At 67.3% G+C, this 23,398-nt stretch carries 21 protein-coding genes, 1 tRNA gene and 1 pseudogene; 10 read left to right on the forward strand and 13 right to left on the reverse strand.

What is annotated here, in order from left to right:
- Positions 1-91: 91 nt before the first annotated feature.
- Positions 92-164 (reverse strand) — tRNA-Ala (locus ABZ942_RS10075).
- A gap of 122 nt (positions 165-286) precedes the next feature.
- Here ABZ942_RS10075 and ABZ942_RS10080 point away from each other — a divergent pair.
- Positions 287-1,687, forward strand: coding sequence for a DUF222 domain-containing protein (locus tag ABZ942_RS10080; protein WP_357380411.1), 1,401 nt, complete (start codon positions 287-289; stop codon positions 1,685-1,687).
- Between the two features lie 401 nt (positions 1,688-2,088).
- Here the strand turns inward: ABZ942_RS10080 and ABZ942_RS10085 are convergent, their stop codons facing one another.
- From ABZ942_RS10085 to ABZ942_RS10115, 7 genes and pseudogenes are all read right to left on the reverse strand, one after another.
- Complete coding sequence (locus tag ABZ942_RS10085; protein ID WP_357380412.1) at positions 2,089-2,892, reverse strand: SAM-dependent methyltransferase; 804 nt, start codon at positions 2,890-2,892, stop codon at positions 2,089-2,091.
- 109 nt (positions 2,893-3,001) lie between these two features.
- Positions 3,002-3,739, reverse strand: a complete 738-nt coding sequence (locus tag ABZ942_RS10090; protein ID WP_357380413.1) for a thioredoxin domain-containing protein — start codon at positions 3,737-3,739, stop codon at positions 3,002-3,004.
- A gap of 817 nt (positions 3,740-4,556) precedes the next feature.
- A pseudogene (locus ABZ942_RS10095) lies at positions 4,557-5,735 on the reverse strand (MFS transporter); the annotation flags it as partial.
- A gap of 37 nt (positions 5,736-5,772) precedes the next feature.
- Entirely contained in the window at positions 5,773-7,413 is a 1,641-nt protein-coding gene (gene pgm / locus ABZ942_RS10100; protein ID WP_357380414.1) for a phosphoglucomutase (alpha-D-glucose-1,6-bisphosphate-dependent), read from the reverse strand.
- A gap of 47 nt (positions 7,414-7,460) precedes the next feature.
- Positions 7,461-7,760: a CrcB family protein gene (locus ABZ942_RS10105; RefSeq protein ID WP_357380415.1), complete on the reverse strand. Its 300-nt coding sequence runs from the start codon at positions 7,758-7,760 to the stop codon at positions 7,461-7,463.
- Positions 7,757-8,098, reverse strand: a complete 342-nt coding sequence (locus ABZ942_RS10110) for a DUF190 domain-containing protein (protein ID WP_357380416.1) — start codon at positions 8,096-8,098, stop codon at positions 7,757-7,759. Before ABZ942_RS10110 ends, ABZ942_RS10105 begins: the two co-directional genes overlap by 4 nt.
- Positions 8,099-8,159: 61 nt before the next feature.
- On the reverse strand, positions 8,160-8,366 hold the full coding sequence (locus tag ABZ942_RS10115; protein ID WP_357380417.1) for a CrcB family protein: 207 nt from the start codon (positions 8,364-8,366) through the stop codon (positions 8,160-8,162).
- Positions 8,367-8,822: 456 nt separating this feature from the next.
- Here ABZ942_RS10115 and ABZ942_RS10120 point away from each other — a divergent pair, with 456 nt between their 5' ends.
- Complete coding sequence (locus tag ABZ942_RS10120; protein WP_357380418.1) at positions 8,823-9,980, forward strand: lipase family protein; 1,158 nt, start codon at positions 8,823-8,825, stop codon at positions 9,978-9,980.
- Positions 9,981-10,218: 238 nt separating this feature from the next.
- Here ABZ942_RS10120 and ABZ942_RS10125 read toward each other — a convergent pair whose 3' ends face one another.
- On the reverse strand, positions 10,219-11,718 hold the full coding sequence (locus tag ABZ942_RS10125; protein ID WP_357380419.1) for an MFS transporter: 1,500 nt from the start codon (positions 11,716-11,718) through the stop codon (positions 10,219-10,221).
- A gap of 117 nt (positions 11,719-11,835) precedes the next feature.
- On the opposite strand from ABZ942_RS10125, the gene ABZ942_RS10130 reads away from it, so the two are divergent.
- A complete protein-coding gene (locus tag ABZ942_RS10130) occupies positions 11,836-12,507 on the forward strand; it encodes a TetR/AcrR family transcriptional regulator (protein ID WP_357380420.1) in 672 nt (223 codons plus the stop codon).
- Positions 12,508-12,560: 53 nt separating this feature from the next.
- Positions 12,561-13,859, forward strand: a complete 1,299-nt coding sequence (locus ABZ942_RS10135) for a D-arabinono-1,4-lactone oxidase (RefSeq protein ID WP_357380421.1) — start codon at positions 12,561-12,563, stop codon at positions 13,857-13,859.
- A gap of 12 nt (positions 13,860-13,871) precedes the next feature.
- Here ABZ942_RS10135 and ABZ942_RS10140 read toward each other — a convergent pair whose 3' ends face one another.
- Positions 13,872-14,624: a Sir2 family NAD-dependent protein deacetylase gene (locus ABZ942_RS10140; protein WP_357380422.1), complete on the reverse strand. Its 753-nt coding sequence runs from the start codon at positions 14,622-14,624 to the stop codon at positions 13,872-13,874.
- Between the two features lie 127 nt (positions 14,625-14,751).
- Between ABZ942_RS10140 and ABZ942_RS10145 the strand changes: the two genes are divergently transcribed.
- From ABZ942_RS10145 to ABZ942_RS10155, 3 genes are all read left to right on the forward strand, one after another.
- A complete protein-coding gene (locus ABZ942_RS10145) occupies positions 14,752-15,654 on the forward strand; it encodes an oxygenase MpaB family protein (RefSeq protein WP_357380423.1) in 903 nt (300 codons plus the stop codon).
- A gap of 519 nt (positions 15,655-16,173) precedes the next feature.
- A complete protein-coding gene (locus ABZ942_RS10150; protein ID WP_357380424.1) occupies positions 16,174-16,587 on the forward strand; it encodes an arsenate reductase ArsC in 414 nt (137 codons plus the stop codon).
- 139 nt (positions 16,588-16,726) lie between these two features.
- Complete coding sequence (locus ABZ942_RS10155; RefSeq protein WP_357380425.1) at positions 16,727-17,128, forward strand: VOC family protein; 402 nt, start codon at positions 16,727-16,729, stop codon at positions 17,126-17,128.
- Positions 17,129-17,217: 89 nt separating this feature from the next.
- Here ABZ942_RS10155 and ABZ942_RS10160 read toward each other — a convergent pair whose 3' ends face one another.
- From ABZ942_RS10160 to ABZ942_RS10170, 3 genes are all read right to left on the reverse strand, one after another.
- On the reverse strand, positions 17,218-17,979 hold the full coding sequence (locus ABZ942_RS10160) for a helix-turn-helix transcriptional regulator (protein ID WP_357380426.1): 762 nt from the start codon (positions 17,977-17,979) through the stop codon (positions 17,218-17,220).
- 70 nt (positions 17,980-18,049) lie between these two features.
- Positions 18,050-18,556: a hypothetical protein gene (locus ABZ942_RS10165; protein ID WP_357380427.1), complete on the reverse strand. Its 507-nt coding sequence runs from the start codon at positions 18,554-18,556 to the stop codon at positions 18,050-18,052.
- A gap of 260 nt (positions 18,557-18,816) precedes the next feature.
- Positions 18,817-19,392 (reverse strand): transposase, encoded by a 576-nt coding sequence (locus tag ABZ942_RS10170; protein ID WP_357381827.1) that lies wholly within the window; start codon positions 19,390-19,392, stop codon positions 18,817-18,819.
- A gap of 686 nt (positions 19,393-20,078) precedes the next feature.
- On the opposite strand from ABZ942_RS10170, the gene ABZ942_RS10175 reads away from it, so the two are divergent.
- From ABZ942_RS10175 to ABZ942_RS10185, 3 genes are all read left to right on the forward strand, one after another.
- The gene (locus tag ABZ942_RS10175; protein WP_357380428.1) at positions 20,079-20,849 is read left to right on the forward strand and encodes a dienelactone hydrolase family protein; all 771 of its coding nucleotides are present in this window, start codon (positions 20,079-20,081) and stop codon (positions 20,847-20,849) included.
- 212 nt (positions 20,850-21,061) lie between these two features.
- Positions 21,062-22,453 (forward strand): phosphatidylglycerol lysyltransferase domain-containing protein, encoded by a 1,392-nt coding sequence (locus tag ABZ942_RS10180; RefSeq protein ID WP_357380429.1) that lies wholly within the window; start codon positions 21,062-21,064, stop codon positions 22,451-22,453.
- Positions 22,454-22,461: 8 nt separating this feature from the next.
- A complete protein-coding gene (locus ABZ942_RS10185) occupies positions 22,462-23,391 on the forward strand; it encodes a threonine/serine dehydratase (RefSeq protein WP_357380430.1) in 930 nt (309 codons plus the stop codon).
- Positions 23,392-23,398: the final 7 nt, after the last annotated feature.

Below are 23,398 nucleotides of genomic sequence, written 5' to 3' on the forward strand. Positions count from 1 at the left end.
CGCCGACCACGACGCCCTCAAACGCGCGGTTCTTATGCTGTCCAGAAACAGAAATCCGCAGGCCCTGGCGACCTGCGGATTCTTAATGAAGTGGAGCTAAGGGGACTCGAACCCCTGACCCCCACACTGCCAGTGTGGTGCGCTACCAGCTGCGCCATAGCCCCGAGTGGGTTGCTTTCAGGTTTCCCTGACTGCCTGAACGAAGTTACACCACGGGTACGGCGGCGGCCAAATCGCGTTGAATCGGGGGTGGCGGAGTGGGACCGGCGGTCGTAGACTCGAACGCATGTTCGAAGGAAACGATCTCTCAGCGCTGGACTTTCAGGCCATGAGCGATGAGGGGCTGATCGACGCCCTTCGGACTGCGCATGGGGCTTCGGCGGCGGCGCAAGCGGCGGAGGTGTTCGCGGTACGGGAGTTGTATCGGCGGCATCGGGCGGCGAATGCGGAGCCGGGGCCGGGTGGCGTGCGGGCAGGTGAGTTCGCGGCTACGGAGGCGGCGGTGGCGTTGCAGGTCGATGAGGGGTCTGCAGCGGCGATGATCGATGTCGGGTTGGCGCTGGAGGATTGGTTGCCGCGCACGCGGGCGGAGTTCGCGGCGGGGCGGATCGACCTGGCGAAGGTGCGGGTGATCATCGACAACACGCGTGCGGTGGCCAGGGATGTGCTCGGCGAGTTGGAGCCGAGGTTGCTGGAGACGGCGGAGCGGACTACGCCGGTGCGGCTGCGACAGGCGGCGCGGCGGTGGGCGGCGCGGCTGGATCCCGGTGGGGCGCAACGGCGGCGGGAGCGGCGCCAGGATGATCGGGACGTCCGGATTCGGGCGGTGCAGGACAGCATGGCGGTGTTCGACGGGCTGCTGCCCGCGCCCGGCGCGCAGACGGTGGCCATGCGGCTGCGGGAGATGAGTTTGCAGGTGTGTGCATGGGATCCGCGGACGATGCCGCAGCGGCGCGCCGACGCGCTGGTGGCGCTGGCCGACGGGTCGGGGCAGTTGCGGTGCACATGTGGGCGCGGTGTGCGATGTCCGAAGGAGGATATGGTGGGCGACCCGCCGCGCCGGCCGTTGATCCAGATCGGGATTCCGGCCGACACCTTGCTCGGAATGCGGGACGCGCCCGCGTTTCTGGCCGGGTACGGACCGATCGATGCCGCACTGGCCCGGATCCTCGCCGAACATGCCCGGTTCCAAGTGATTCCGGAACAGTCGGACGATGACCCGGGCACGCGGGCACCACGCCTGGATCGGGAAGTGCGTGCGCGGGACGGGATGTGCCGGTTCCCGGGATGCACGATTCCCGCGGCCGAATCGGAACTCGATCGGTCACTCGCCGAAGCAACGGTGCTGTGCGCGCGTCACCATCGCCTGAAAACGTTGGCAGACAACAAGAAAGCGCCATGGGAAACTTGGTTGGCCGACCCGGATCGATTGCAGTGGACCGCGCCGACCGGCGAGGTGCACACCACCGCCCGCGAAGGCGCCCGATACCTGTTCCCGCACAGGGACATCGACGTACCGACCGGCCCGACCGACGCCCCACCCCAGGCACTCGCGATCAACCTCCCCGACGACCTCGCCTACCCCTTCCGCGGCCACGTCCTGGTCCACCGCCAACTGTGCCAAGTCACTCCGGAGGACGAAATCCCCGATGACACAACAACTCCCGCGATCAGCACGGCGCAGTGAACCGCCGAACCGATGCGCGAACCCACTGACCAACTGAAAACTCGACGCGCGGCGGTCCCGGCCGACTGGGGAAGCAGGACCGCGCCGTCGAACGGGCCGAGCCGCCGACTGGTGGAGCCGGCGGCTCGGCCCATGAACCAACCGACTCGACGCCGAGAGAATGTCCGGGCCATCGAACGCGACCGTCCTGCGACCAACCGAATGCTCGGCGGTCCGGCTGACTGGGGAAGCCGGGTACCCCACCGAGCGGGCCGAGTCCGCGACGAGTTCGTTGGCTCGGCCCCCGAACCAACCGAATGCTCGGCGCCCGCGGTCCCGGGGAACTCCTGGAGTCGGATCGCCCACGTCGAGCGGGGCCGGGCCGCGACAGGGTGGTGTGTCCGGCCCGGCCCCACCCACGCTCAGGACTTGACGGCAATCCCGCCGACGATGATCTCCTCGACGAGAGTCAGCTTGTCGCGCACGATCTTGTCTGGTCGCCAATACGACAGCGGCACCAAGCCGGGCTCGACCAGGTCGCAGCCGCGGAACAAACGCATGATCTCCTCGCGGGTGCGGAACCGCCCGGTACCGAGGAAGTCGAGGAACGACTTCTCCAACGCGCGCGATTCGTCACCGGTGTCGAGGAAGTGGGTGATGAACAGGTGGCTGCCCACCGGCACGGCATCCAGGTACCCGTCGACCACGCCCTCGGGATCCTCGTCGTCGTGCAGGTGATGCAACATGCCGACGAGCATGATGGCCACCGGTTCGGAGAAGTCGATCATCTTCTGCACCTCCGGATGGGCCAGCACCGCGGCGGGGTCGCGCAGATCGGCGGTGATGACGCGCGTCTGACCGTTCTCGCCCAGTAGTGCGCGCCCGTGCGCCAACACGATCGGATCCTTGTCGACGTAGACGACCTTGGACTCCGGCTGCAGCGCTTGCGCGACCTGGTGGGTGTTCTCCATGGTGGGCAGGCCTGCACCAAGGTCGAGGTACTGCTTCAGTCTCGCTTCGCCTGCGAGATATTTGACCCCGCGGCCGAGCACCGCCCGATTCAGTTTGGCCAGCTCATCGACCTCGGGCATGGTTTCCCGCAGGTGGTCGAGCACGACTTCGTCGGACGGGTAATAATCCTTACCACCGAGTAGCGCGTCGTAGACTCTCGAGATACTCGGCTTCGACACATCGAACTCGACTGGGGCCGACTCGGAATTCGTCATCGTTCATCCCTTTACGCGCGATACTCGGGCACATGACCGCTTTCAAAAAAGCCTAGCCACGCAAGTCGATGTCGCGCGGCGCATTTGCTCGATCCATGTCAAGTCGTCATCAGCGGGTCAGGGCGACTACCCAGTCCTCGTTGTTCACCTCGATCTTCGTCTTTCCGTCGAACACGGCGGGCGTTGCCGCGGAGCCGCCGAGGGCCGCGCCGAGGGCATCGGTCGTCGCGGTCGCGCTGGTGCGGGCCGCGTCGACCTTGGCGCCGGTGGAGATGCACTGCAGCACCGACTCCGGCGCGCCCGCGACCCTGGCCTGCGCGGCGAGTTCGTCGTTGCTGAGGTCGGCGCCGCCCTCGCTCGGGCGTTTGGTGGTGAACAGTTCGGTGTGGAACTTCGAGTACACCGGACCCGAACCACCCTCTGCGACACACTGATTGGCGGCCACCGCGCGCGACGAATAGTCCTTGCTCCGTGAGCGGGGATCGAGGAAGTTCACCAGCCGGTAGCGCACCGCCAGCTTGCCCTCATCGATCTGCTGCGCGATCTCCTGACCGTAGATGCGTTCCATGTTGCCGCAGCCGGGGCAGATCGGATCCTCGAAGATATCGACCGTCTTCGGCGCACCGGGCCTGCCGAGCAGAATCGAACCGTCCGGCTCCAGCATCACGTGCACACCGGGATCGTGCGCGGCCCCGTACCCGTCGTTGCGCACACTCGCCTCGTCATGCCCGCTGCGGATCGCCACGATAACGATCACCGCGATCAACGCGAGGGCAACGGCGCCCAACGCATAGGTGGTCTTGCTGGACATGGGCCGCGGGGTGTAGTTCGAACGCGCTTCGCTCACCCCAACACTCTGCCGCAACCGACCAACACCCCCGCCGCCAACCCCCACCCGCTGCGAGACTCCGCACACCTGGTCCACCCGTCAACCGTCCGACCGCCATGTACAGGTCCCGCCGCGCACAAATTCGCGCCACGCGCACAACCCATCCAGTAATAACGGACGCAGCAGACAAATCCGTGCGCGGCCTCACCGCCGCGCACGCGCCTGACTGAGGACACCGCCGCAGCGAGCCCACAACGGGAGCCTGGCGCGACTGCCGCGCACGAATTCTCGGCAAGCGCACAACTCATCCAACAATTTCGCGCGCGGCAGGCAAATCTGCGCGCGGCCGTGCCTCTGCCACTTTCCGTGGCTGAGCTGACAACACAGCCACGCTCGACACCGCGCACCTGCTGCGTATGCATTCGCACTACGCGCACAACTTGTTCGGCGAGTTCGTGAGAGGGAGGCGAATCCGTGCGCAGGATCCCTGTCGCTACCCGGCTGTGACGCAACGACCTCGGCGGGGCAGAAGGGGAATGCGCGGCGGCTAGCGCGCGACCGAATTGCGGGCATTCGGTTCGGTGTCCACGTCGGTCACCTCGCCCCGCATCGGGCCGCCGATACCTGGCACCTCAGCTATGGGCCGCGCCGCACTGCCGATATCGGGCATCACCCGCTCGGCGGTAACAGGCTCGGCAATCGGTGGCACCGGACTGTCGGCGATCGGTGCGCCCGCCGCATCGTTCACCGCGTGGTCGATGTCGGGATCATGCCCCGCCAGGTGATGATCGGCCCCGTTCGCACCACAGCCGTGGTCGCATTCCGACTCCCGCACCGGATCTTCCCGCTTACGCAACGGCTCCGGCACCACCGCCCACGCCACCGCCGCGACGGCGAGCAGCGCGCCGGTGACGGCAAGCGCGAGGCCATACGACGCCTGCTGCGCCAGCGCGCCCACCGCGACCGGGCCGAGCACCGTGCCGAGATCGGCCGCCATCTGGAAGCCCGCGAGCACCGGTCCGCCGCGGGCGTTCGGGCCGATGATGTCGGCGACCGCGGCCTGCTGGGTCGGCGTGAACATGCCGGCGCCGAGGCCGGCCACGAACGAGGTGGCGAGCAACCAGGGCAGCGTGTCGGCGATGCCGAGACCGGCCGTGCCGAGCGCACAGATCAACGACCCGGTGATCAGAAAAGGCTTGCGCCCCCAGCGATCGGAGTATCGACCGGCCAGGAAGAGCACCGCGATATTGCCCGCCGCGAACACGGTCAACGCCACCCCGGCCATGCCGGGCGTCTGATGCAGCACCTCCACGACGAGCAGCGGCACCAACGCCATGCGCACACCGAATATCGCGGCCCCGTTGGCGAAGTTGGACCACAGCACCGCCCGATACTCCGGCCGGACCCACGCTTCCCGGAACGACATCATCCGCAGGCCGCCAACGGGTTCCGGCGCGGCAAGCTGCGAATTCCGCAGGGCCAGATACACCGCGACGGTCACCACGAGCAACGCGACCGCGTAGATCACGAACGGCATCCGCAAGCCGAACCCGGACAGTGCCCCACCGACCAGCGGACCGCTGACCGACCCGATCAGAAAACCGGTCGACCACAGCCCGGACACTCGACCGCGCGCAGCAGGCGGCGACATCCGAATCACCAGCGCCAGCGACGACACGGTGAACATGGTCGACCCGACCCCGCCGAGCGACCGCAAAACCATCAGCTGCCAATAGCTTTGGGCCAGCGCACTGGCACCGGTGGACAGCGCGACGATCAGCAGACCGGTGAGATAGACCGACCGCTCCCCCAACCGCTGCACCAGCCGCCCACTCACCGGCGCGAACAACAACCGCATCAACGCGAACGCGCTCACGATCGCCGAGGCCGCCGCGACGCCGACCCCGAAGCTGCGGGCGAACTGCGGCAGCACCGGGGCGACCAGCCCGAACCCGATCGCGATGACGAACGCGCCGCCGACGAGCACCCAGATCTCGATGGGCAGTGGCTCCACCCGGTCGCTGGACCGTGCCGCGCCGACTGCCGACGATCTACTCACCGGCTAGCGCCTGTCCCACCACTTCCTCCGCGGCCGCCTGCACCTGCGCGAGGTGCTCGGGACCGTGGAACGACTCCGCGTAGATCTTGTATTTGTCCTCGGTGCCGGACGGCCGGGCGGCGAACCACGCGTTCTCGGTGGTCACCTTGAGCCCGCCGAGCGGCGCGCCGTTGCCCTTCGCCCTGGTGAGCACGGACGTGATGGGCTCACCGGCGATCTCCTTGGTGGTGATCATGTCCGGAGTCAACTTCGCCAGCAGCGCTTTCTGTTCCGTCGTCGCGGCCGCGTCGATCCGCGCGTAGGCGGGACTGCCGTACCGGCGTTCGAGTTCGACGTAGCGCGCCGACGGGCTCTGCCCGGTGACCGCGGCGATCTCGGCGGCGAGCAGCGCGAGCAGGATGCCGTCCTTGTCGGTGGTCCACACGGTGCCGTCCATCCGCAGGAACGACGCGCCCGCGCTCTCCTCACCACCGAAAGCGAGGCTGCCGCTGAACAATCCGGGCACGAAGAACTTGAAGCCGACGGGCACCTCGTGCACGTCGCGGCCGAGCACGCTGACCACCCGATCGATCATCGACGAGGTGACCACCGTCTTGCCGATCTTGGTGAGCGCGTCCCACCCCATCCGGTTCGCGACGAGATACTCGATGGCCACCGCGAGGAAGTGGTTCGGGTTCATCAGCCCGCCGTCGGGCGTGACGATGCCGTGCCGGTCCGCGTCGGCGTCATTGCCGGTGGACAGGTCGTAGTCGTCCTTGATCGCGATCAGCGAGGCCATCGCGTAGCGCGAGGACGGATCCATCCGGATCTTGCCGTCGCTGTCGAGGGTCATGAACCGCCAGGTGGGGTCGACGAACGGGTTGACCACCTCCAGCTCGAGGTCGTAGCGCTGCCCGATCTCTTCCCAGTAGTCGACGCTCGCGCCGCCCATCGGGTCGGCGCCGAGCCGGATGCCCGCGCCACGAATCGCGTCCAGGTTCAACACGTTCGGCAGGTCGGCGATGTAGTGGTCGAGGTAGTCGTAGCGCTGGACGTTGGTCTCCAGCGCGTGCTGCAGGGTGGTTCGCTTGATCCCGGCGAGCCCGCTGCGCAACAGTTCGTTGGCGCGCGCGGCGATGGCGTCGGTGGCCGTGTTGTCGGCCGGACCGCCGTGCGGCGGGTTGTATTTGAAGCCACCGTCGCGCGGCGGATTGTGCGACGGAGTGATCACGATGCCGTCGGCCTGATTGCGGGTGCCGCCCCGATTGTGGCGCAGCACAGCGTGACTCAGCGCCGGCGTCGGCGTGTATCGGTCGCGGGCGTCGATCATCGCGGTCACGTCGTTGGCGGCGAGTACCTCGAGCGCGGTGACCATGGCGGGCTCGGACAGCGCGTGGGTGTCCCTGGCCAGATACACCGGACCGGTAATCCCGCGGGTCGCACGGTATTCCACGATCGACTGGGTGATCGCGAGTATGTGCGCCTCGTTGAACGCGGTGTCCAGGCTGGAGCCGCGATGTCCCGACGTGCCGAAAACCACCTGCTGTGCCGGATCCGACGGATCCGGAATCTGGCTGTAGTACGCCGTGACCAGATGTGCGATGTCTTCCAGATCGGTGGGACGCGCGAGTCGCCCTGCTCGATCATGGGCCATGCTCGGGTCTCCCTTCCGTATCGGCTGCGCCCTGCTCGTCATCAGGATCATGGCCACAACCACTGTGTCGTCGACGCGGCGACGAAGACCGCGATCAGGCAGGCCGCGACCGTCACCGGCCGGAGCGTCTCGTGACCGAAGGTGCTGAACCCGGTCAGCGCGCCGCGAAAACCCGTACCGGCGGCGGCTGTCGGCCGATTGCCCGCACTCGCGCCGCTCAATCCACCGAGCAGCGCCGAACCGACAATGTTAACGGTCTGCGTGCCAAGTGGCAGCAGAGCACCGAAACGTGCTGGTACGACAGGATCTACGCGACGCCGAACGGGCGCGTCGAGCGGCAGGATCATCGGGCGGCTCCCTGCCACAGTTCCAGCGGCGAGAGCGCGACGTTGAGAGTGGTGAACAGCTCGGCGTTCTGCTCGACGAACGCGCGCAACCGGTCGGCTTCGTCGACGAGCATCAGCACCAGCGGCAGATGGTCGGCCATGTCCAGGACGCGCGTGGTGTGGATCCGCGAGGACGCGCCGTAGCCTTCGATGCCACGCCACACGCTCGCCCCGGCCAGGCCGGTGTCGCGGGCGCGTCCCATGATCTCGGCGTACAGGGGGGTGTGCCGCCATTTGTCGTCCTCGTCGAGCAGCACCGTCAGTCGCGCCGCGGGTTGCCACTGTCCTGCGTCTCCCACTGCCTGGCCCCCTTCCGTCGTGCCGTTGCCGTTGACTGTCGAGTGATTCCCGTTTCCAGCCTCAGCGACGCCACCACCGTTCCCCCGAGCTAGCAGGCGCCTGGACCGCGGCGCCCGATTCGAGCAGTCTACGAACCGCGACACGGTAGGTGGAAAAGGTGGTGAAGCCGCCGAGCACTCCGATACCGGGAAAGGGACGCAGCAGTTTCTGGGCTACCCATCTCGCGATGCTCAGAACCATCAGAATCCCGATAGCAAAGCATCCCATGACATTTACCGCGAGCGTCGACCAGGGGACCCGCTCGCGCCACCGCGACCGGACACCCGCCGCCGCTGTCGCCGACGAGTGCGCCGAACGAGATCTGCCCGGGCTCCGACGGTTCGATCAGCGCGGTACCCCCCGCCTGCTGCCCCTCCGCGCCGAATGCCACCTGCGCAATGTTATCGGTTGGACCGGTCGGTCCGTTCAGCCGGACCTACCGGGAAAGACACTACGAACAGCGTTGTTCGTTGACATCCGGCCGAGTTCCGCGTACGAATGGCCTGAAGGTTTGGCCGAAGTTGCCTCCACCCCTCACTTACTCAGGTCGGAGCAACGATGGCGGCACAGCGGGCACAACCGAATGCGCAACCGGAGACGGCGGAGGCTCGCCGACCGGCGCGTCAGCAAACCTCAGGCAGACGACAGCTAGCCGTCGGCCGTACTCTGCGTCGACTCTCGATCGTGGCCCTCGCGACGGCCTCGGCCGGGCTCGGACACCTGGCGCCCGCGGTGGCCGCACCGATCTATCCGGTGCCCGACGGCGACGGCTTCTACAGCGCGCCACCGGATGTCGCGAACTTCCAGCCGGGCGACGTGATGCGCAGCAGGCCGGTGGCCGCCAACGGTTTCCCGGGCGCGACGGCCTGGCAGCTGCTCTACCGGTCGACCAATTCCGCCGACGAACCGATCGGCGCGATGACGACACTGCTGCTGCCGCCCGGTGGCGGCATGAACCGGCCGATCGTGTCGTATCAACCGTTCGTCAACTCACTCGGCATGCAGTGCGCGCCCTCGCACAGCATCTTCGACGGCACCATGCAGGAGGCGCCCGCGCTGAACGCACTGCTGGCCAGGGGCTGGGCGGTCGCGGTGCCCGATCATCTCGGACCGACCAGCGCCTACGGTGCCGCGCGCCTCGGCGGCAGGCTGACCCTCGACGGCATCCGCGCCGTAAAGCGTTTCGGCCCAGCCGATCTCGGCGGCAGCGTGGTCGGCATGGCGGGCTATTCGGGTGGCGGCATGGCGACCGGGTTCGCCGCGGCGCTCGCGCCGGAATACGCGCCGGAGTTGCCGATCGTCGGCGCGGCGCAGGGCGGTGTCCCGATGAACATCGGCAAGCTGGCCCAGGACGTCGGGCTGCAGCGGAGCCCGCTGTTCGGCCTCGGCTTCGCGGCCGCCATCGGACTCGAGCGCGAGTACCCGGCCGAGTTGGAGATGGCTCGGATCCTGAACCCGGCCGGCTTCGCGCTGCGCAGCCAGATCGCGAACGCCTGCACCAACGACATCATCAACGCAGGCGCGAACAAGAGCTTCAACGATGTCTTCTACGGCGCGATGGACGCCGACCCGACGGTGGTCCGCATCCTGCACGAGAACAGCATCGAGATCTACCCCGGCGTCCCGCGCACCCCGATCTACGAATGGCACGGCGCCAACGACCAGGTGTCACCGCAGCTGGTGCGTGACGTCCTCGGCCGGTACTGCGGCCAGGGCGTCCGCGTCCAGCTCGACCTGATCCCCGGCGCCGACCACGGCACCGCGATGGTGCCCGGCGCGATCAACGCGTTCAACTACCTCGGCGACCGCTTCGCCGGTATCCCGGCACCCAGTAACTGCTGAGTCGGTCAATACAACACAGCGCCCGCAGTCTTCGTTGACTGCGGGCGCTGTGTCGTTCGAGCGAACGCAACACTCGGGACTCTGGCGACCACCACAGCGCGAGTTCTGCGAGCGCGTTCGCGGCCCGTCTCGCGTCCGAGTGGTCGAAGCGCATGCGCCGCAGGCGCGAGTCTCGACCACTCGGACGCGAGACACCCGGGGCCGCGAACACGCCGCGGCCACGCGGCCAATAACACCGTCAGTGCGCGAGCACCGGCTCACCTTCCGACGGCACCGGCACCGTGTTCGGCATCAGCACCGCGGTGATCACCGCGCCTGCCACGAAGATCGCCGTGGCCCACCAGAAGCTGGTGGTGTAGCTCTCTACCGCGGACTGCGCGACGGTCAACGGATCCGGCGCACGGGTCGACAGGTAGTTGGTGGCGGCCGAGGCGGCGATGGTGCTGAGCAGCGCCGTGCCGATCGAGCCACCGACCTGCTGGCTGGTGTTGATCATCGCCGAGGCCACACCGGCGTCCTCGTGGTGCACCCCGGAGGTCGCCCCCTGGAACGCGGTCGACATCGCACCACCGAGGCCGAGGCCGAGCAGGATCAGTGCGGGCAGGATGTGCGAGGAGTATCCGGTCTCCAGGCCGATCTGGGTCAGCCAGGCCATACCGCCCGCGGCGATCAGGAAGCCGCCCGACATGACGACCTTCGGGCCGAGCTTCGGCAGCACGAACGAGGGCACCGTGGTGGACGAGACGACCATGGCCGCCACCATCGGCAGGAACGCCAGGCCGGTCTTGATCGGCGAGTAGCCCATGCTCAGCTGCATGTAGTAGGTGAGGAACAGGAAGATCGCGAACATCCCGATGCCCATGACGAACACGGTCAGGAATGAGCCACCGCGGGTGCGGTCCAACACGATGCGCAGCGGCAGCAGCGGATGCGCGACCTTGGTCTCCAGCCAGGCGAACACACCGATCAGCACCGCGCCGCCGATGAGGAAGCTCAGCGTGACCGGATTGGTCCAGCTGGTCGACTCGGCGTGCGAGAAGCCGTACACGATGCCGAACAGCGCGGCGGTCACCACGATGGTGCCGGGGATGTCGAGTTTGGGCCGGTTCGTGGTCACGTGCTTGGCCAGCAGCAGCACTGCGCCGACCAGGGCGACGGCCGCGAAGGCCAGGTTGACGAACATCACCCAGCGCCAGTTCGCCCACTCGGTGAGCATGCCGCCGAGCAGCAGGCCGATCGCACCGCCCGCACCCGCGACCGCACCGAAGATGCCGAAGGCCTTGGCCCGCTCACTCGGTTCGGTGAAGGTAACGGTGAGCAGCGACAACGCGGCCGGGGCCAGCAGTGCGCCGAATACACCCTGCCCGACGCGCGCCGCGACCAGCATCTCGAAGCTGGTGGCCGCGCCACCGACCGCGGAGGCGCCGGCGAAGCCGATCAGGCCGATGATGAAGGTGTTGCGGCGACCGAAGAGGTCGCTGAGCCGGCCACCGAGCAGCAGCAAGCTGCCGAACGCCAATGCGTAACCGGTGACCACCCACTGCCGGTCGCCATCGCTGAAGCCGAGGTCGCGCTGGGCGGCCGGCAGGGCGATGTTCACGACGGTCGCGTCCAGCACGACCATGAGCTGTGCCACGCCGAGGACGGCGAGCACCCACCAACGCAGGGCGTGCGAGCCGCGACGGCCCTGATCCGTTTTAGCGGGGGCGGGTGCCCCACGGTCGAACGTGGTAGTCATGTGTCCCCTTTGTCTCGAGTATTGATGCGGAGTTGATGCCTCCGGTTATCGTAAGAAGCTACCACCATAACGGAGAGAACGCCTCCGCTTAATCCCGATACTTGATAGGATGTGAGTGTGAATCACGCCACGGCCCTCTCTCCGCCCCGCCGCCTGCGTGCCGATGCCGCACGAAATCAGCAGCGGATCATCGCCGCGGCGCGCGAACTCTTTGCCGATCACGGACTCGAGATCACCCTCGACGACGTCGCCGAACGCGCAGGCGTCGGCGTCGGCACCGTCTACCGACGCTTCGCCAACAAGAAGGAACTGATCACCGAAGTCTTCGAACAGAGCATCAGCGAGTTCGCCGAGGCGGCCGACGCCGCCTACCGGCACGCCGATCCCTGGTTCGGCCTGGTCGAGTTCTTCGAGTACGCCTGCAGGCACATGGCGAAGAATCGCGGCTTCAGCGAGGTGATGCTCGAGCTGGAAGACGACGTCGACCGGTTCGTCGTCGTCCGCGACCGCATCAAGCCGACCGTCACGGCCATCGTCGATCGCGCCCGCGACGCCGGCGTGCTCGCCCCGGGCATCGAGCCCTCCGACTTCTTCGCGCTGATCCACATGGTCGACGGCATCGCCGAGTTCGCCAGGCCGGTCAATCCCGATGTCTGGCAGCGCTACATGGCGATCGTGCTCAACGGCGTACGAGCCGACGGCACGCCGCCGCAGCAGCTATTGATGCCGCCGCTCAACGACAGCGAGGTAGAGCAGGCCAAAGGCGCCTGCGCGGGACGCAAAAGGTAACAACTGCGTTATTAGCAGGCCATACCACACGCCGATCCCCTACAGTTGGTCACATGACCAACTCGTGGGTGAACTGGGCTGGCGATCAACAGTGCGCGCCGGCCACCATCGCCTCCCCGCGCACCGCCGATGAGGTCGCCGAGATCCTCGGCCGAGCGAGCGACGCCGGACAGATCGTGCGCGTCGCCGGAGCGGGACATTCGTTCACCGACACCGTCCTGACCGATGGCGTGCTACTGAACCTCGCGAACCTCAACCGCGTGCTCGACGTCGACACCGCCACCGGACGCGTCCGGGTCGAGGCGGGCATCACCCTCAACGCCGCGAGCAACGCGCTGCACGAGCACGGCCTCGCCTTTCCCAACCTGGGCGACATCGATGTACAGACCGTGGCGGGCGCCACCGCCACCGGTACCCACGGCACCGGGTCCACCCTGCAAAACCTCTCGGCCGCACTGCATTCCATCGAACTAATGCTCGCCGACGGCAGCCGGGTCGAGTTGAACGCGCAGACCGACCCCGAGGGCTGGCGCGCGGCCAGGGTCAGCATCGGCGCGCTCGGCGTGATCACCGCCGCGACGCTGCAGCTGGTGCCGTCGTTCGTGCTCGAGGGCATCGAGCGGCCGGTCCCCGTGGACGACATCCTCGCCGACCTGGACGCCTACGTCGACGACAACCAGCACTTCGAGTTCTACATGTTCGGGCACAGCCCGCTGGCGATGACCAAGCGCAACAATCCCGTCGACCTACCCGAGCAGCCGCGCGGCAAGGCCGTCGACTGGCTCACCGACATCCTGATGTCCAATTACACCTTCGACGCGCTGTGCAAGCTCGCCCGCCGGCAACCGCGGCTGGTGCCGTACATCCAGCGCGGCGCCGCCTACGCGGGCAGCTACCGTCGCCAGGTCGACCGCTCCTACCGGGTCTTCGCGTCCCCGCGCCTGCTGCGCTTCACCGAGATGGAATACGCGATTCCGCGCGAGCACGCCGCGACGGCGATCCGCGAAATCAAGGATCTCTCAACCAAATTCCATACCGCGATGCCGATCGAGGTCCGCTGGGTCGCCCCCGACGACGCGTTCCTCTCCCCCGCCGCCGGGCGCGACACCTGCTACATCGCGGTGCATCAGTACCGAGGCATGGCGTACGAGCCGTACTTCCGCGCCTGCGAGGCGGTGTTCGACAAGTACAACGGCCGCCCGCACTGGGGCAAGCGGCACTTCCAAACCGCAGACACGTTGCGCGAGCGCTACCCCGACTGGGATCGCTTCGCCGAGGTGCGCCGCAGGTTCGATCCGAAGGGCCGCTTCAGCAACGCCTACCTGAGCCGGGTCCTCGGCCCCGTCGACTGAACATGCGTTCGGTCATGCGCGGGCGGCGAGTATCTCGGCGACCAGGCGTGGCACGGCGGTGCCGATGGGTTCGCGGACGAGCTCCGTGGCCATCGAGTCATACGGCGTCGCTTCGTTGTTGACGATGATCAGGTCCGCGCCGTTCTCGACGGCGATGGCGCACATCGAGGCTGCGGGCTCGACCTGCAGCGAGCTGCCGATCGCCAGGAAGATGGCGCTGGTCTGCGCGGACAACGCGGCCTTCATCATGGTGCGCCGGTCCAGCTGCTGGCCGAACATGATGGTCGCCGACTTCAGCACGCCGCCGCACTGCGGGCACGGCGGGTCCGCCTCGCCCGCCGCGACGCGGTCCAGCACCGCGGCCATCGTTGTCCGGTAATCACATTCGACGCAGACCACCTCGAACATGTTGCCGTGGATCTCGATCACCCGGTCGGTCGGCGAACCGGCGCGCTGGTGCAGCCGGTCGATGTTCTGGGTGATGATCGTGACCGCGCGTCCCGCCTGCGCCAGCTCGGCGAGCGCGACGTGCGCGGCGTTGGGTCGGGCCGCCCAGGCCGGGTTGTCCCGCCGGGCCAGCCACGCGCGTTGGCGCAGTTCCGGATCTGCCAGGTAGTTGTCGTAGGTCGAAAGCAGTTCGGCGATCGGATCTTTCGTCCACACGCCGCGCGGACCGCGAAAGTCGGGGATGCCGGAGTCGGTGGAGATGCCCGCCCCGGTGAGCACCCCGATGCGGCCGTCGCGGCTGCGCCACTCGCTCGTCATAGCAGCAAAGCCTAGGGCGCACGGAACCCTCGCGTCATCCACGCTCGGTCAACCCTACTCAAGATGATGAGAGAATGTTACGCTAATCCTCTCATCGCTTTATGGGTGTTGATCAAAGGAGATCACGATGACCGCGTCCGCCGCCCTCGAAACCACCAGCGCGCGTGCGCGCCGTCCGTTCGAGCCGGGTACCCGCCTGTGGGATGAGACCGGGCTGATCACCTTCTCGTTGACCGCCGGTTCCGCCTTTCTGCTGCAGACCATGGAGCCGAGCATCTCCGCGGTGGTCGACGAACATTCCACCTTCCGCACCGACCCGATGGGTCGCGCGCTGCGCAGCATCGCGTCGGTGATGATGTGGATCTACGGCGGCGAGGAGGCCCTCGTCGAGGCCGATCGGCTGCGCACCATGCACGCCTCGCTCAACACCACCGACGCGCACGGCGTCCGGCACAAGGCGCTGGCCTCGGGGCCGTGGGCCTGGGTGCTGCACACCGGAACGTTCGCCTTTGCCGAAAACGCGAAGTACTTCGCCCGCAATCCGCTCTCTCCGGCGGAGAAGGAGGCGGTCTACCGGGAGATGGCGCAGTTGATGCGCAACTTCTCGGTGGCGCCCAAGGAGATTTCGGCGAGCTATGCCGAGTTCGAGACGTTCTTCGCCGACATGGTGGCGAACCAGTTGCAGGCCACCGGGACCGCGCGCGACTACCTGCGGGTGATCCGGTCGGTCGCGCCGCCGAAGCAGTTGCCGCGGATCTTCGCGCCACTCTGGCGGCGGGCCGTCGCCCCGGTCGGGCGGATGCAGTACTTCGTGACGGTGGGTACGACACCCGAGGTCGCGCGGGAAAAGCTCGGACTGACCTGGAGTGAATCCGATGAGCGCAGGCTGCGGGCGCTGGGTTGGGTGATCGCCCGCACGGTTCCGCTGCTTCCGGAACGGGTGCGGTACTTCCCGATCGCCTATGAGGCCCGTCGCCTCGAGCGTGATCGTGCGCGACTGCGCAAGATGATCGACTTCCGTCCGATCTGAGCAGCTGCGACGGCGCTGTGGCCACCTCCGGCTACGGCGCCGTTTTTGTTGTGCGGCAGTAGCTTTCGGCAATCACCAACGCGTGTGTTGCCATCTTCTCAGTTGACACGAACGCGGGTGATACCGCCCAGTTCGGACATCGGCCGATTACACGCTGGCAACCCGTTGTGCGCCAACGACTCTCGCCACGCGCCCATTGCCCGAGCAGAATCCGGCGCCAGCCTTCTTACAAAACCGTCCAGTCCGAAAACGACGTCCTGCCGATCCCGACAAGCACAGCATCGCAGCAACCGAGGGGCGTCCGCGCAACCGCTGTGCAGCAACAATTTTCGAGCCCTATGCCCTGAACCGCAACGGGCGTCAATGCGGACGAGGACCTGTCCGCAGTAACGATCTTCGTCGCGCTGGTATACGTATCCCGTACGCTTCGACAGCGTTTCGGCCTCAACACGCCGGATAACCCTTATCTGGCAGCACAGACAGTCCAAGCTTCAGATCCGCTCACCGAAAGGCGCTTCTATGCCGCACAAGCCCAGCGTGCTGTTCATCTGCGTGCACAACGCGGGCAGATCGCAGATGGCCGCCGGGTTCCTCACCGCGTTCGCGGGCGACCGGATCGAGGTGCGAACCGCGGGCAGCGCACCGTCCGCCGCACTCAACCCGGTCGCGGTCGCCGCGATGGCCGAGGTCGGCATCGATATCTCGGGCCAGACCCCCAAGCCGCTGACGATGGACGCGGTGGGCATCTCCGATGTGGTGGTGACCATGGGCTGCGGCGACGCCTGCCCGTTCTTCCCCGGCATCAGCTATCGCGACTGGGTGCTGCCCGATCCGTCCGGGCAAACCATCGACGTGGTCCGCACCATCCGCGACCGCATCCAAATCCTGGTCGAAAACCTGATCGCCGAACTCGTCCCCGCCCTCGCCCGCTGAGCGTCTTCGCACATCCGCTTCGTTCCTCGCACACCCTCTGCATGGCGGGGGCTGTACAGCGCGAATCGCGCGTGCGAAGAACCGCGCACTGTCCGATTCGTTCAAGACCGGCCGGGGCCTGGCTGATTACCGTGCGGGTATGACTCCACAACTCGACGTCATCGGCATCGTCGTCACCGATATGCCCGCCTCGGTCGCCTTCTACCGCCGCCTCGGCCTCGACTTCCCCGCGGGCTCCGAGGCAGCGCCGCACGCCGAGACCGCCCTGCCCAACGGTTTCCGGCTGGCACTCGACACCGAGGCCACCATCCGGTCCTTCCACGCCGACTGGCAACCTCCGACCAGCGCGGGTCGCATCGGACTCGCTTTCCGCTGCGCCGGCCCCGCCGAGGTCGACTCCGTCTACACCGACCTCACCGACGCCGGCTACCACGGCGAGCTGAAGCCCTGGGACGCCTTCTGGGGCCAGCGCTACGCCGTCGTCCAAGACCCGGACGGCAACGGCATCGACCTCTACGCGGCGCTCCCGACCACCGACTGAGCCGACTCCGCCCGCGCGGTGCTCGCCTGGATGATCAGTCACCGCGGCGGGCCGATTCCTGTGCTCGGCCCGTAACCCGACACGACTTGTCAGCCCACCATCCGCAGTGGGTCCGGTCCTTCCGACACCGCCCCGGTCGACCGAGTCAGTACCTGCCCCAACGGCATTCCGGTGAGATCGCGCACCTCCCGTGCCAAGTGCGCCTGATCCGCGAACCCGGTCGACGCGGCGGTGTCGGCGAACGACATCCCACGCCGCGCCGCCGCCAGCGCGCGCTGCATCCGCAACACCCGCGCCAACGTCTTGGGCCCATAGCCGAACGCCGCCAGCGAACGCCGATGCAACAGCCGCGTATTCAGCCCGGCCGCCTCGGCGGTCGCCCCCACCGACCACCCCGCGTCCAACGCCGCGACCACGCGCCGCAACACCGGATCGGGCGGCGCCACCTCCTCGACCCGCCGCAACGCGATCCGCTCCAATGCCGACACCGGATCATCGGCCTCGCCGAGCTGCTCACTCAACCGCCGCACCGTCCTCGACGACCACACATCGGCCAGCTCTATCCGCTGATCCCGCAACTCATCCGCAGGCACCCCGAGCAACGCAGGCGCAGTCCCGGGAAAAAACCGAAGCCCCACATACCGCGTCCCCACCGCCACCACCGGCCGATAGGCCCGAGTGTCCGGCCCCGCGACAAGCAGCCGCCCGCCAACCCACAACAGATCAATACATCCGTCCGGTAACACCGGCGACCCGGCGTCGTCGCCAGTAACCGTCCGCGTCCACACCACGGCCTCCCCGAACCTGGACGGCCGCTCCCGATACCCCAGACCATCCCAGGCATCGTCCACATCCTCGACGCTACCGCCACCCTCCGACATGCTCGACGGTCGACGATTCAGTGGATCCGAACAGGCGGGCTCAGCGTGGTGGCGGGGTGGGGAACACGCCGCGCGGCACGACCCGGACGAACGCGTCAGGGTGTGCGGCGGCGATTTTCGAATCAGGGTCGGTGCAGCCGACCGTGACATCGCCGACCGGGGCGGCGGAAAACGTCCACACCGTCATCCAGTCCTTGCCATTCACCGATTCGGTCTTTTTCACATCCGAGGAACGGAGATCTTCGTTCCGGCCGGAACTGTCGACCACCGTGCAGCGCAGCTCATTTGCGGCCGGTCCCCACTCGGCGGGCATCCGGATATCCATCACGGCGTCGGCCGGAACGGCGACTTTTTTGGTCTCGCCGAGCGCGATCCGCACGCCACCACCGGTTTCGCTGTCGTCGCCCGAAGCGGACGTGCTCGGTTCCGAACTGGAGGTCCCCGGATTACTCGACGAGGACGATTCCTTGCTCGCCGACTTGTCGTCGGAACACCCCGACACGACGACCGCGACCAGCGCCGGACCCACCAGCCAAATCAATTTCACAGATCAAACCCTCTCGTCGCGCCCACTTACCCGGCGATTGGTACGGATCAGCGATCGAACTGCGGGGTGCTCGTCGTGATCATGTGCACGCCGCCGACAGACAGAGCATGACAACTTCGGAGTCGAATGGAGACTACACGCGCCCGAAATCGCCGATTTATTCAGTAATTTGCCGGAGTAATGTTGGCTCGTTCGTTGTCACCATTACACGGAGACTCGTCTGTTAACGCTTCCCTTGCCTGAAGCAGGAGATTCACAGCTCAGACCGCAACCGAACCACCCACCTGAGGGAGGTGACCCGCTTGTCTCACGTCCTCGACACTGTTGTGGCCGCGTTCTGCCACAACCAGAATCACTCTGGCAGCGTTCCGATCCCGACCAGCGGTATAACCGCAGTCGCAACACCGGAAGGTTCTCTCGCACAGTTCCATTCGCTTGGCTCTCGCAAAACAGTCACTGCACGTCATCGACGTATAGGCGGGCTGAACCAACACCACCCTCCGGCCAGCCCGCACACCACACTCGATCAACGCTCGCTTCGCCGCACCGATCGCCGCATCCGCGGCTTTACGCGCCATCGTGGACTTCGCCAGAAACTTCGGCCGGAAATCCTCCACCGCCACCAACCCATGCTCGGCGACAACACGTCTCGCCCACACCCGCGAATCATGTCGGGTTTGACGGGCCGCTTTCTCGAGCAGCTTCGCAGCCTCGCGAGTCGCCCGCTGATAGCCGCGAGACTGCGGGCGCCCTTTGCCGCTGCGCCGACGCGCCATGCGGCGTTGCGCTTTCGCCAGTTCCGCCGCGCACCGCTTCCGGTGCCCCAGAAAGGGCAGGTCGAACCGGGTGTCGCTGGCCGTAGCCGGTAACGCTCACACCCCAGTCGATACCGACACCACCGGTCGCTACCGGCACGGTTTCCACCTCCCGGTGGACGACGAACGAGGCATACCAATGCCCTACACTGTCCCAGGTGATACGGACCGACGTCGGGTCCGACGGCAGCTCCCGCGACCACACCACCGGGATACTCACCCCCTTCGCCAGGACCAGCCTGCCGTCACCGATGCTGAACCCGCGCACGGTGTACTCCAGCGACGGCAGCGCCTTCTTCCGTGGCTTGAACGCTGGCCGACCACGCCCCTTGACCTTGAACGAATCCTCGAGGGCCCGCGCATAAGTGCGCAGCATCTGCTGCTGGGCCACCTGCGACCCCTCCCGCAACCACCCTGTCCGCCCCCGCGCCTCAGTCAGCAACTTACCCAGCTTGCCGAAACTCAGACGTGCACCCGACTTCTGCTGATACACAGCCTCATTCCACTGAAACCGGCACCGACCCCACTCCGCGACCAACGCCCGCTCCGCCCGCACACCAGGACGCAGCCGATAGCTATACCGCACCACCTCCTCCACACCCGACAACCTAACCGCCACCACCGACAAACCACACCACCCAACCAGCGAAAGGAGGATGGCGCTTCCCCTCCCCCTCGAACGAGGGAGTACCCGCGCCAAACACCTGATGACTTCACCTGTCGCGTTCCACGCGGTCGAAATCCCACTGCCCGACGGCACCGCCGACGCCTACTTCGCCCATCCCGACGACGGCGCCGCCCACCCGGGGCTGCTGTTCTATCAGGACGCGCTCGGCCTGCGACCGTGGCTGCGTGAGATGGTGGAAACCATTGCCGCGCATGGGTTCGCCGTACTCGCGCCCAACGTCTTCTACCGCTCCGGCCACGCCCCGGTGCGGCCCGTGCCCGATTTCACCGAGCCGAACGCGATGGGCGAGTTCTTCGCAGCCCTCGGCCCGGTGCGCGCGGCACTCACCCCCGACAAGGCCATGCAGGACGCGCACGGCTACCTCGCGTGGCTGTCCGCCAACGAGCTGGTGGCGCCGGGCGCGCTGGCGACGACGGGCTACTGCATGGGCGGCCGGCTCGCGCTGCGCACCGCGGCGACCTTCGGTGACCAGGTGGCCGCGGCGGCCAGCTTCCACGGCGGTTTTCTGGCGGCCGACGACCGGCCGGACAGCCCGCACCACACCGCGGCCGATATCACCGCCGAACTGTTCACCGCGCACGCCGACCACGACTCGTCCATGCCCGCCGAGGACATCACCCGCCTCGAGCAGGCGCTCGACAAGGCGGGCGTTCGCTACACCTCGGTCGTCTATCCGGACGCCCAGCACGGTTTCACCATGCGGGACACGCCCGCCTATCGCGAGGACGCATACCAGCGCCACCTGCATGATCTCCTGGCTCTGCTGAATCGCACCGTCAACGCGGAATAAAGAACTATTCATCCGATGTTTTGGCTGGAGTCGGCATCGACTCCAGCCGCCAGGCCGGGTGTGCCACTACGCGACCAACCGGCCGGTTTTCGGGGGCCGTTGCCGCTGGAACCGCCGGTTCCGCATAGTGTTGTGAGTAGGCGATCATCGGGAGGACCACATGGCAGAGCTGGTGTGGATGGAGGAACGCGACAACGGGGTGGAGTCCAGGCGTGAGTGACGAACGGGGCATGGCAGCGGCGGCTCAGCGCTACTCGGGCTTCACCGGGTACCGGCAGGCCGCACTCACGACCACTCCTTCTACCCGTCCGGTCTTCATCGGCGTCGCGCTGATCGTCAGCGTGTTCCTGGTGTACGCGGCCCACCCCGCAGCGAAAGACGGCGCGGACCACGCATGGTTCGTCGGTATCGCGGTGGCGGGCGTCTTCGTCGCCCGCGGTCTGCACCTGCGGCGTCCGATCACCTTGGCGCACTTCGCGGTCGCCGTCCTGGTGCTGGCGATCGCGAGCCTCGCCTACCGCGCGGAGCACCCCGGCATCGGTTTCGTGCTGCTCGCCTCCAGCGGATTCATCATGGTGCTGCCGCAGTCGAGCAAGCCACAGCCCGAACAGCTCTATCGCGTCGCCGAACTGGTGGGCCGGACCGAACTGGACCCGCTGGCCCCGTTCGCCCTGCACTCCTCGAAAACCTACTTCTTCAACGCGAACTCGACCGCCGGAATCGGCTACCGCACCCGCTTCGGCATCGCCGTGGTGGCGGGCGATCCGATCGGCGACCGCGCGGCGTTCCCCGCCTTGCTCACGGACTTCTCCGAATTCGCGATCAACCAGGGCTGGCGGATCGCGGTGCTCGGCGCGAGCCCGGACCTGGCCGAGATGTGGCAGCGCCGCGCGCTGGATCACCGTGGGCTGCACGCCGTTCCGATCGGCCGCGACGTGGTGATCGACGTGGACAACTTCGCCCTGGTCGGCAGGAACTTCCGCAACCTGCGCCAAGCCGTCAGCCGCACCCGCAATTTCGGCGTCAGCACCGAGATCGTGGACGAGTCCGCGCTCACCGACGCCCAACGCGACGGGCTGCTCGCCATCGTCGACTCGTGGGGCAGGGGCAGGCAGACCCGCGGTTTCTCGATGATCCTGGACCATCTGCTGGACGGGCGGAACCCGAACATGCTGGTGGTCATGGCCAAGGACGAGGACGGCACGCTGTCGGGCTTCCAGCGCTACGGTGTCTCCAACCGCGGCCGCGAGCTCACCCTCGACGTACCGTGGCGGCGCAAGGACGCGCCGAACGGCCTGGACGAGCGGATGATCATCGACCTGGTCGACTACGCCCGCGAGCACGACATCCACCGGATCTCGTTGGCCTTCGCGCCGTTTCCCGAGCTCTTCGCCGACAAGGCGAAGTCGCGCACGGCGAAGCTGATCTATGTGGCTGTGCACCTTGGTGATCCGCTGATCCGGCTGGAGTCGCTGTATCGGTTCCTGCGCAAGTTCCACGCGCTGACCGACCAGCGCTACGTGCTGATCCGCTGGCGCGAGGTCGTCATCGCCGCCGCCGCGCTGCTTACCCTGGAGTTCGCACCGCACCGCCGCGAACACTGAGGAAGCCGATGGAACTGACCCACAGCGATATCAAGGCCGCCGTCGAGCGGGTGGCGGGCCGGGTCCGGCCGATTGCCCTCGCCGACGACGGGCACCTGAGCTTCGCGCTGGAGTTCCTGCAGCACACCGGCAGCTTCAAAGCGCGTGGCGCGCTGAACTTCCTGCTCGCCCATCGAGAGAACGGCACGCTGCCGGACACGGGCGTGACCATCGCGTCGGGCGGCAATGCCGGACTGGCCTGCGCCTGGGCCGCGCGCAGCCAGGGCGTGCGGGCCACGGTGTTCCTGCCGGCCACCGCGCCGAAGGTGAAGGTGGACCGGCTGCACTCCTATGGCGCCGAGGTCACGCTGATCGGCACGCAGTACGCCGACGCGCTTGCGGCCAGTCGCGAATTCGCCGCGACGACAGGCGCTCTGCTGTCGCACGCCTACGACAACCCGCTGATCGCGGCGGGCGCGGGCACGCTGATGGAGGAGATCCATCAGCGACTCCCCGACCTCGACACCGTGGTGGTCGCCGTGGGTGGCGGCGGGCTGTTCGCCGGAATAGCCACCGCCGCGGATCATTACGGCGTCCGGACGATCGCGGTGGAGCCGTCGCGCTGCCGTGCCCTCAACGCGTCGATCGAGGCGGGGCACCTGGTCGACGTGGACATCGATTCGATCGCCGCCGACTCCCTCGGCGCCCGCCGGGCCACCGAACTGGCGCTGTATGCCGCGCAGAACTACAACGTCACCTCGGTCCTCGTCGACGACGTCGACATCATCGCGGCGCGGCGCGCCATCTGGGAAGACCGCCGCCTCGTCGTCGAATACGGTGCCGCCACAGCGCTTGCCGCACTGCGCGGCGCCAATCCACCGTTCCGGCCGGCGCCCGGCGAGCGGGTATGCGTCGTGGTGTGCGGCGCGAATACCGACCCGGCCGGTCTGACGACGTAAGCGCGCG

The sequence above is a fragment of the Nocardia sp. NPDC046473 genome (genome assembly GCF_040645995.1).
GTDB lineage: Bacteria > Actinomycetota > Actinomycetes > Mycobacteriales > Mycobacteriaceae > Nocardia.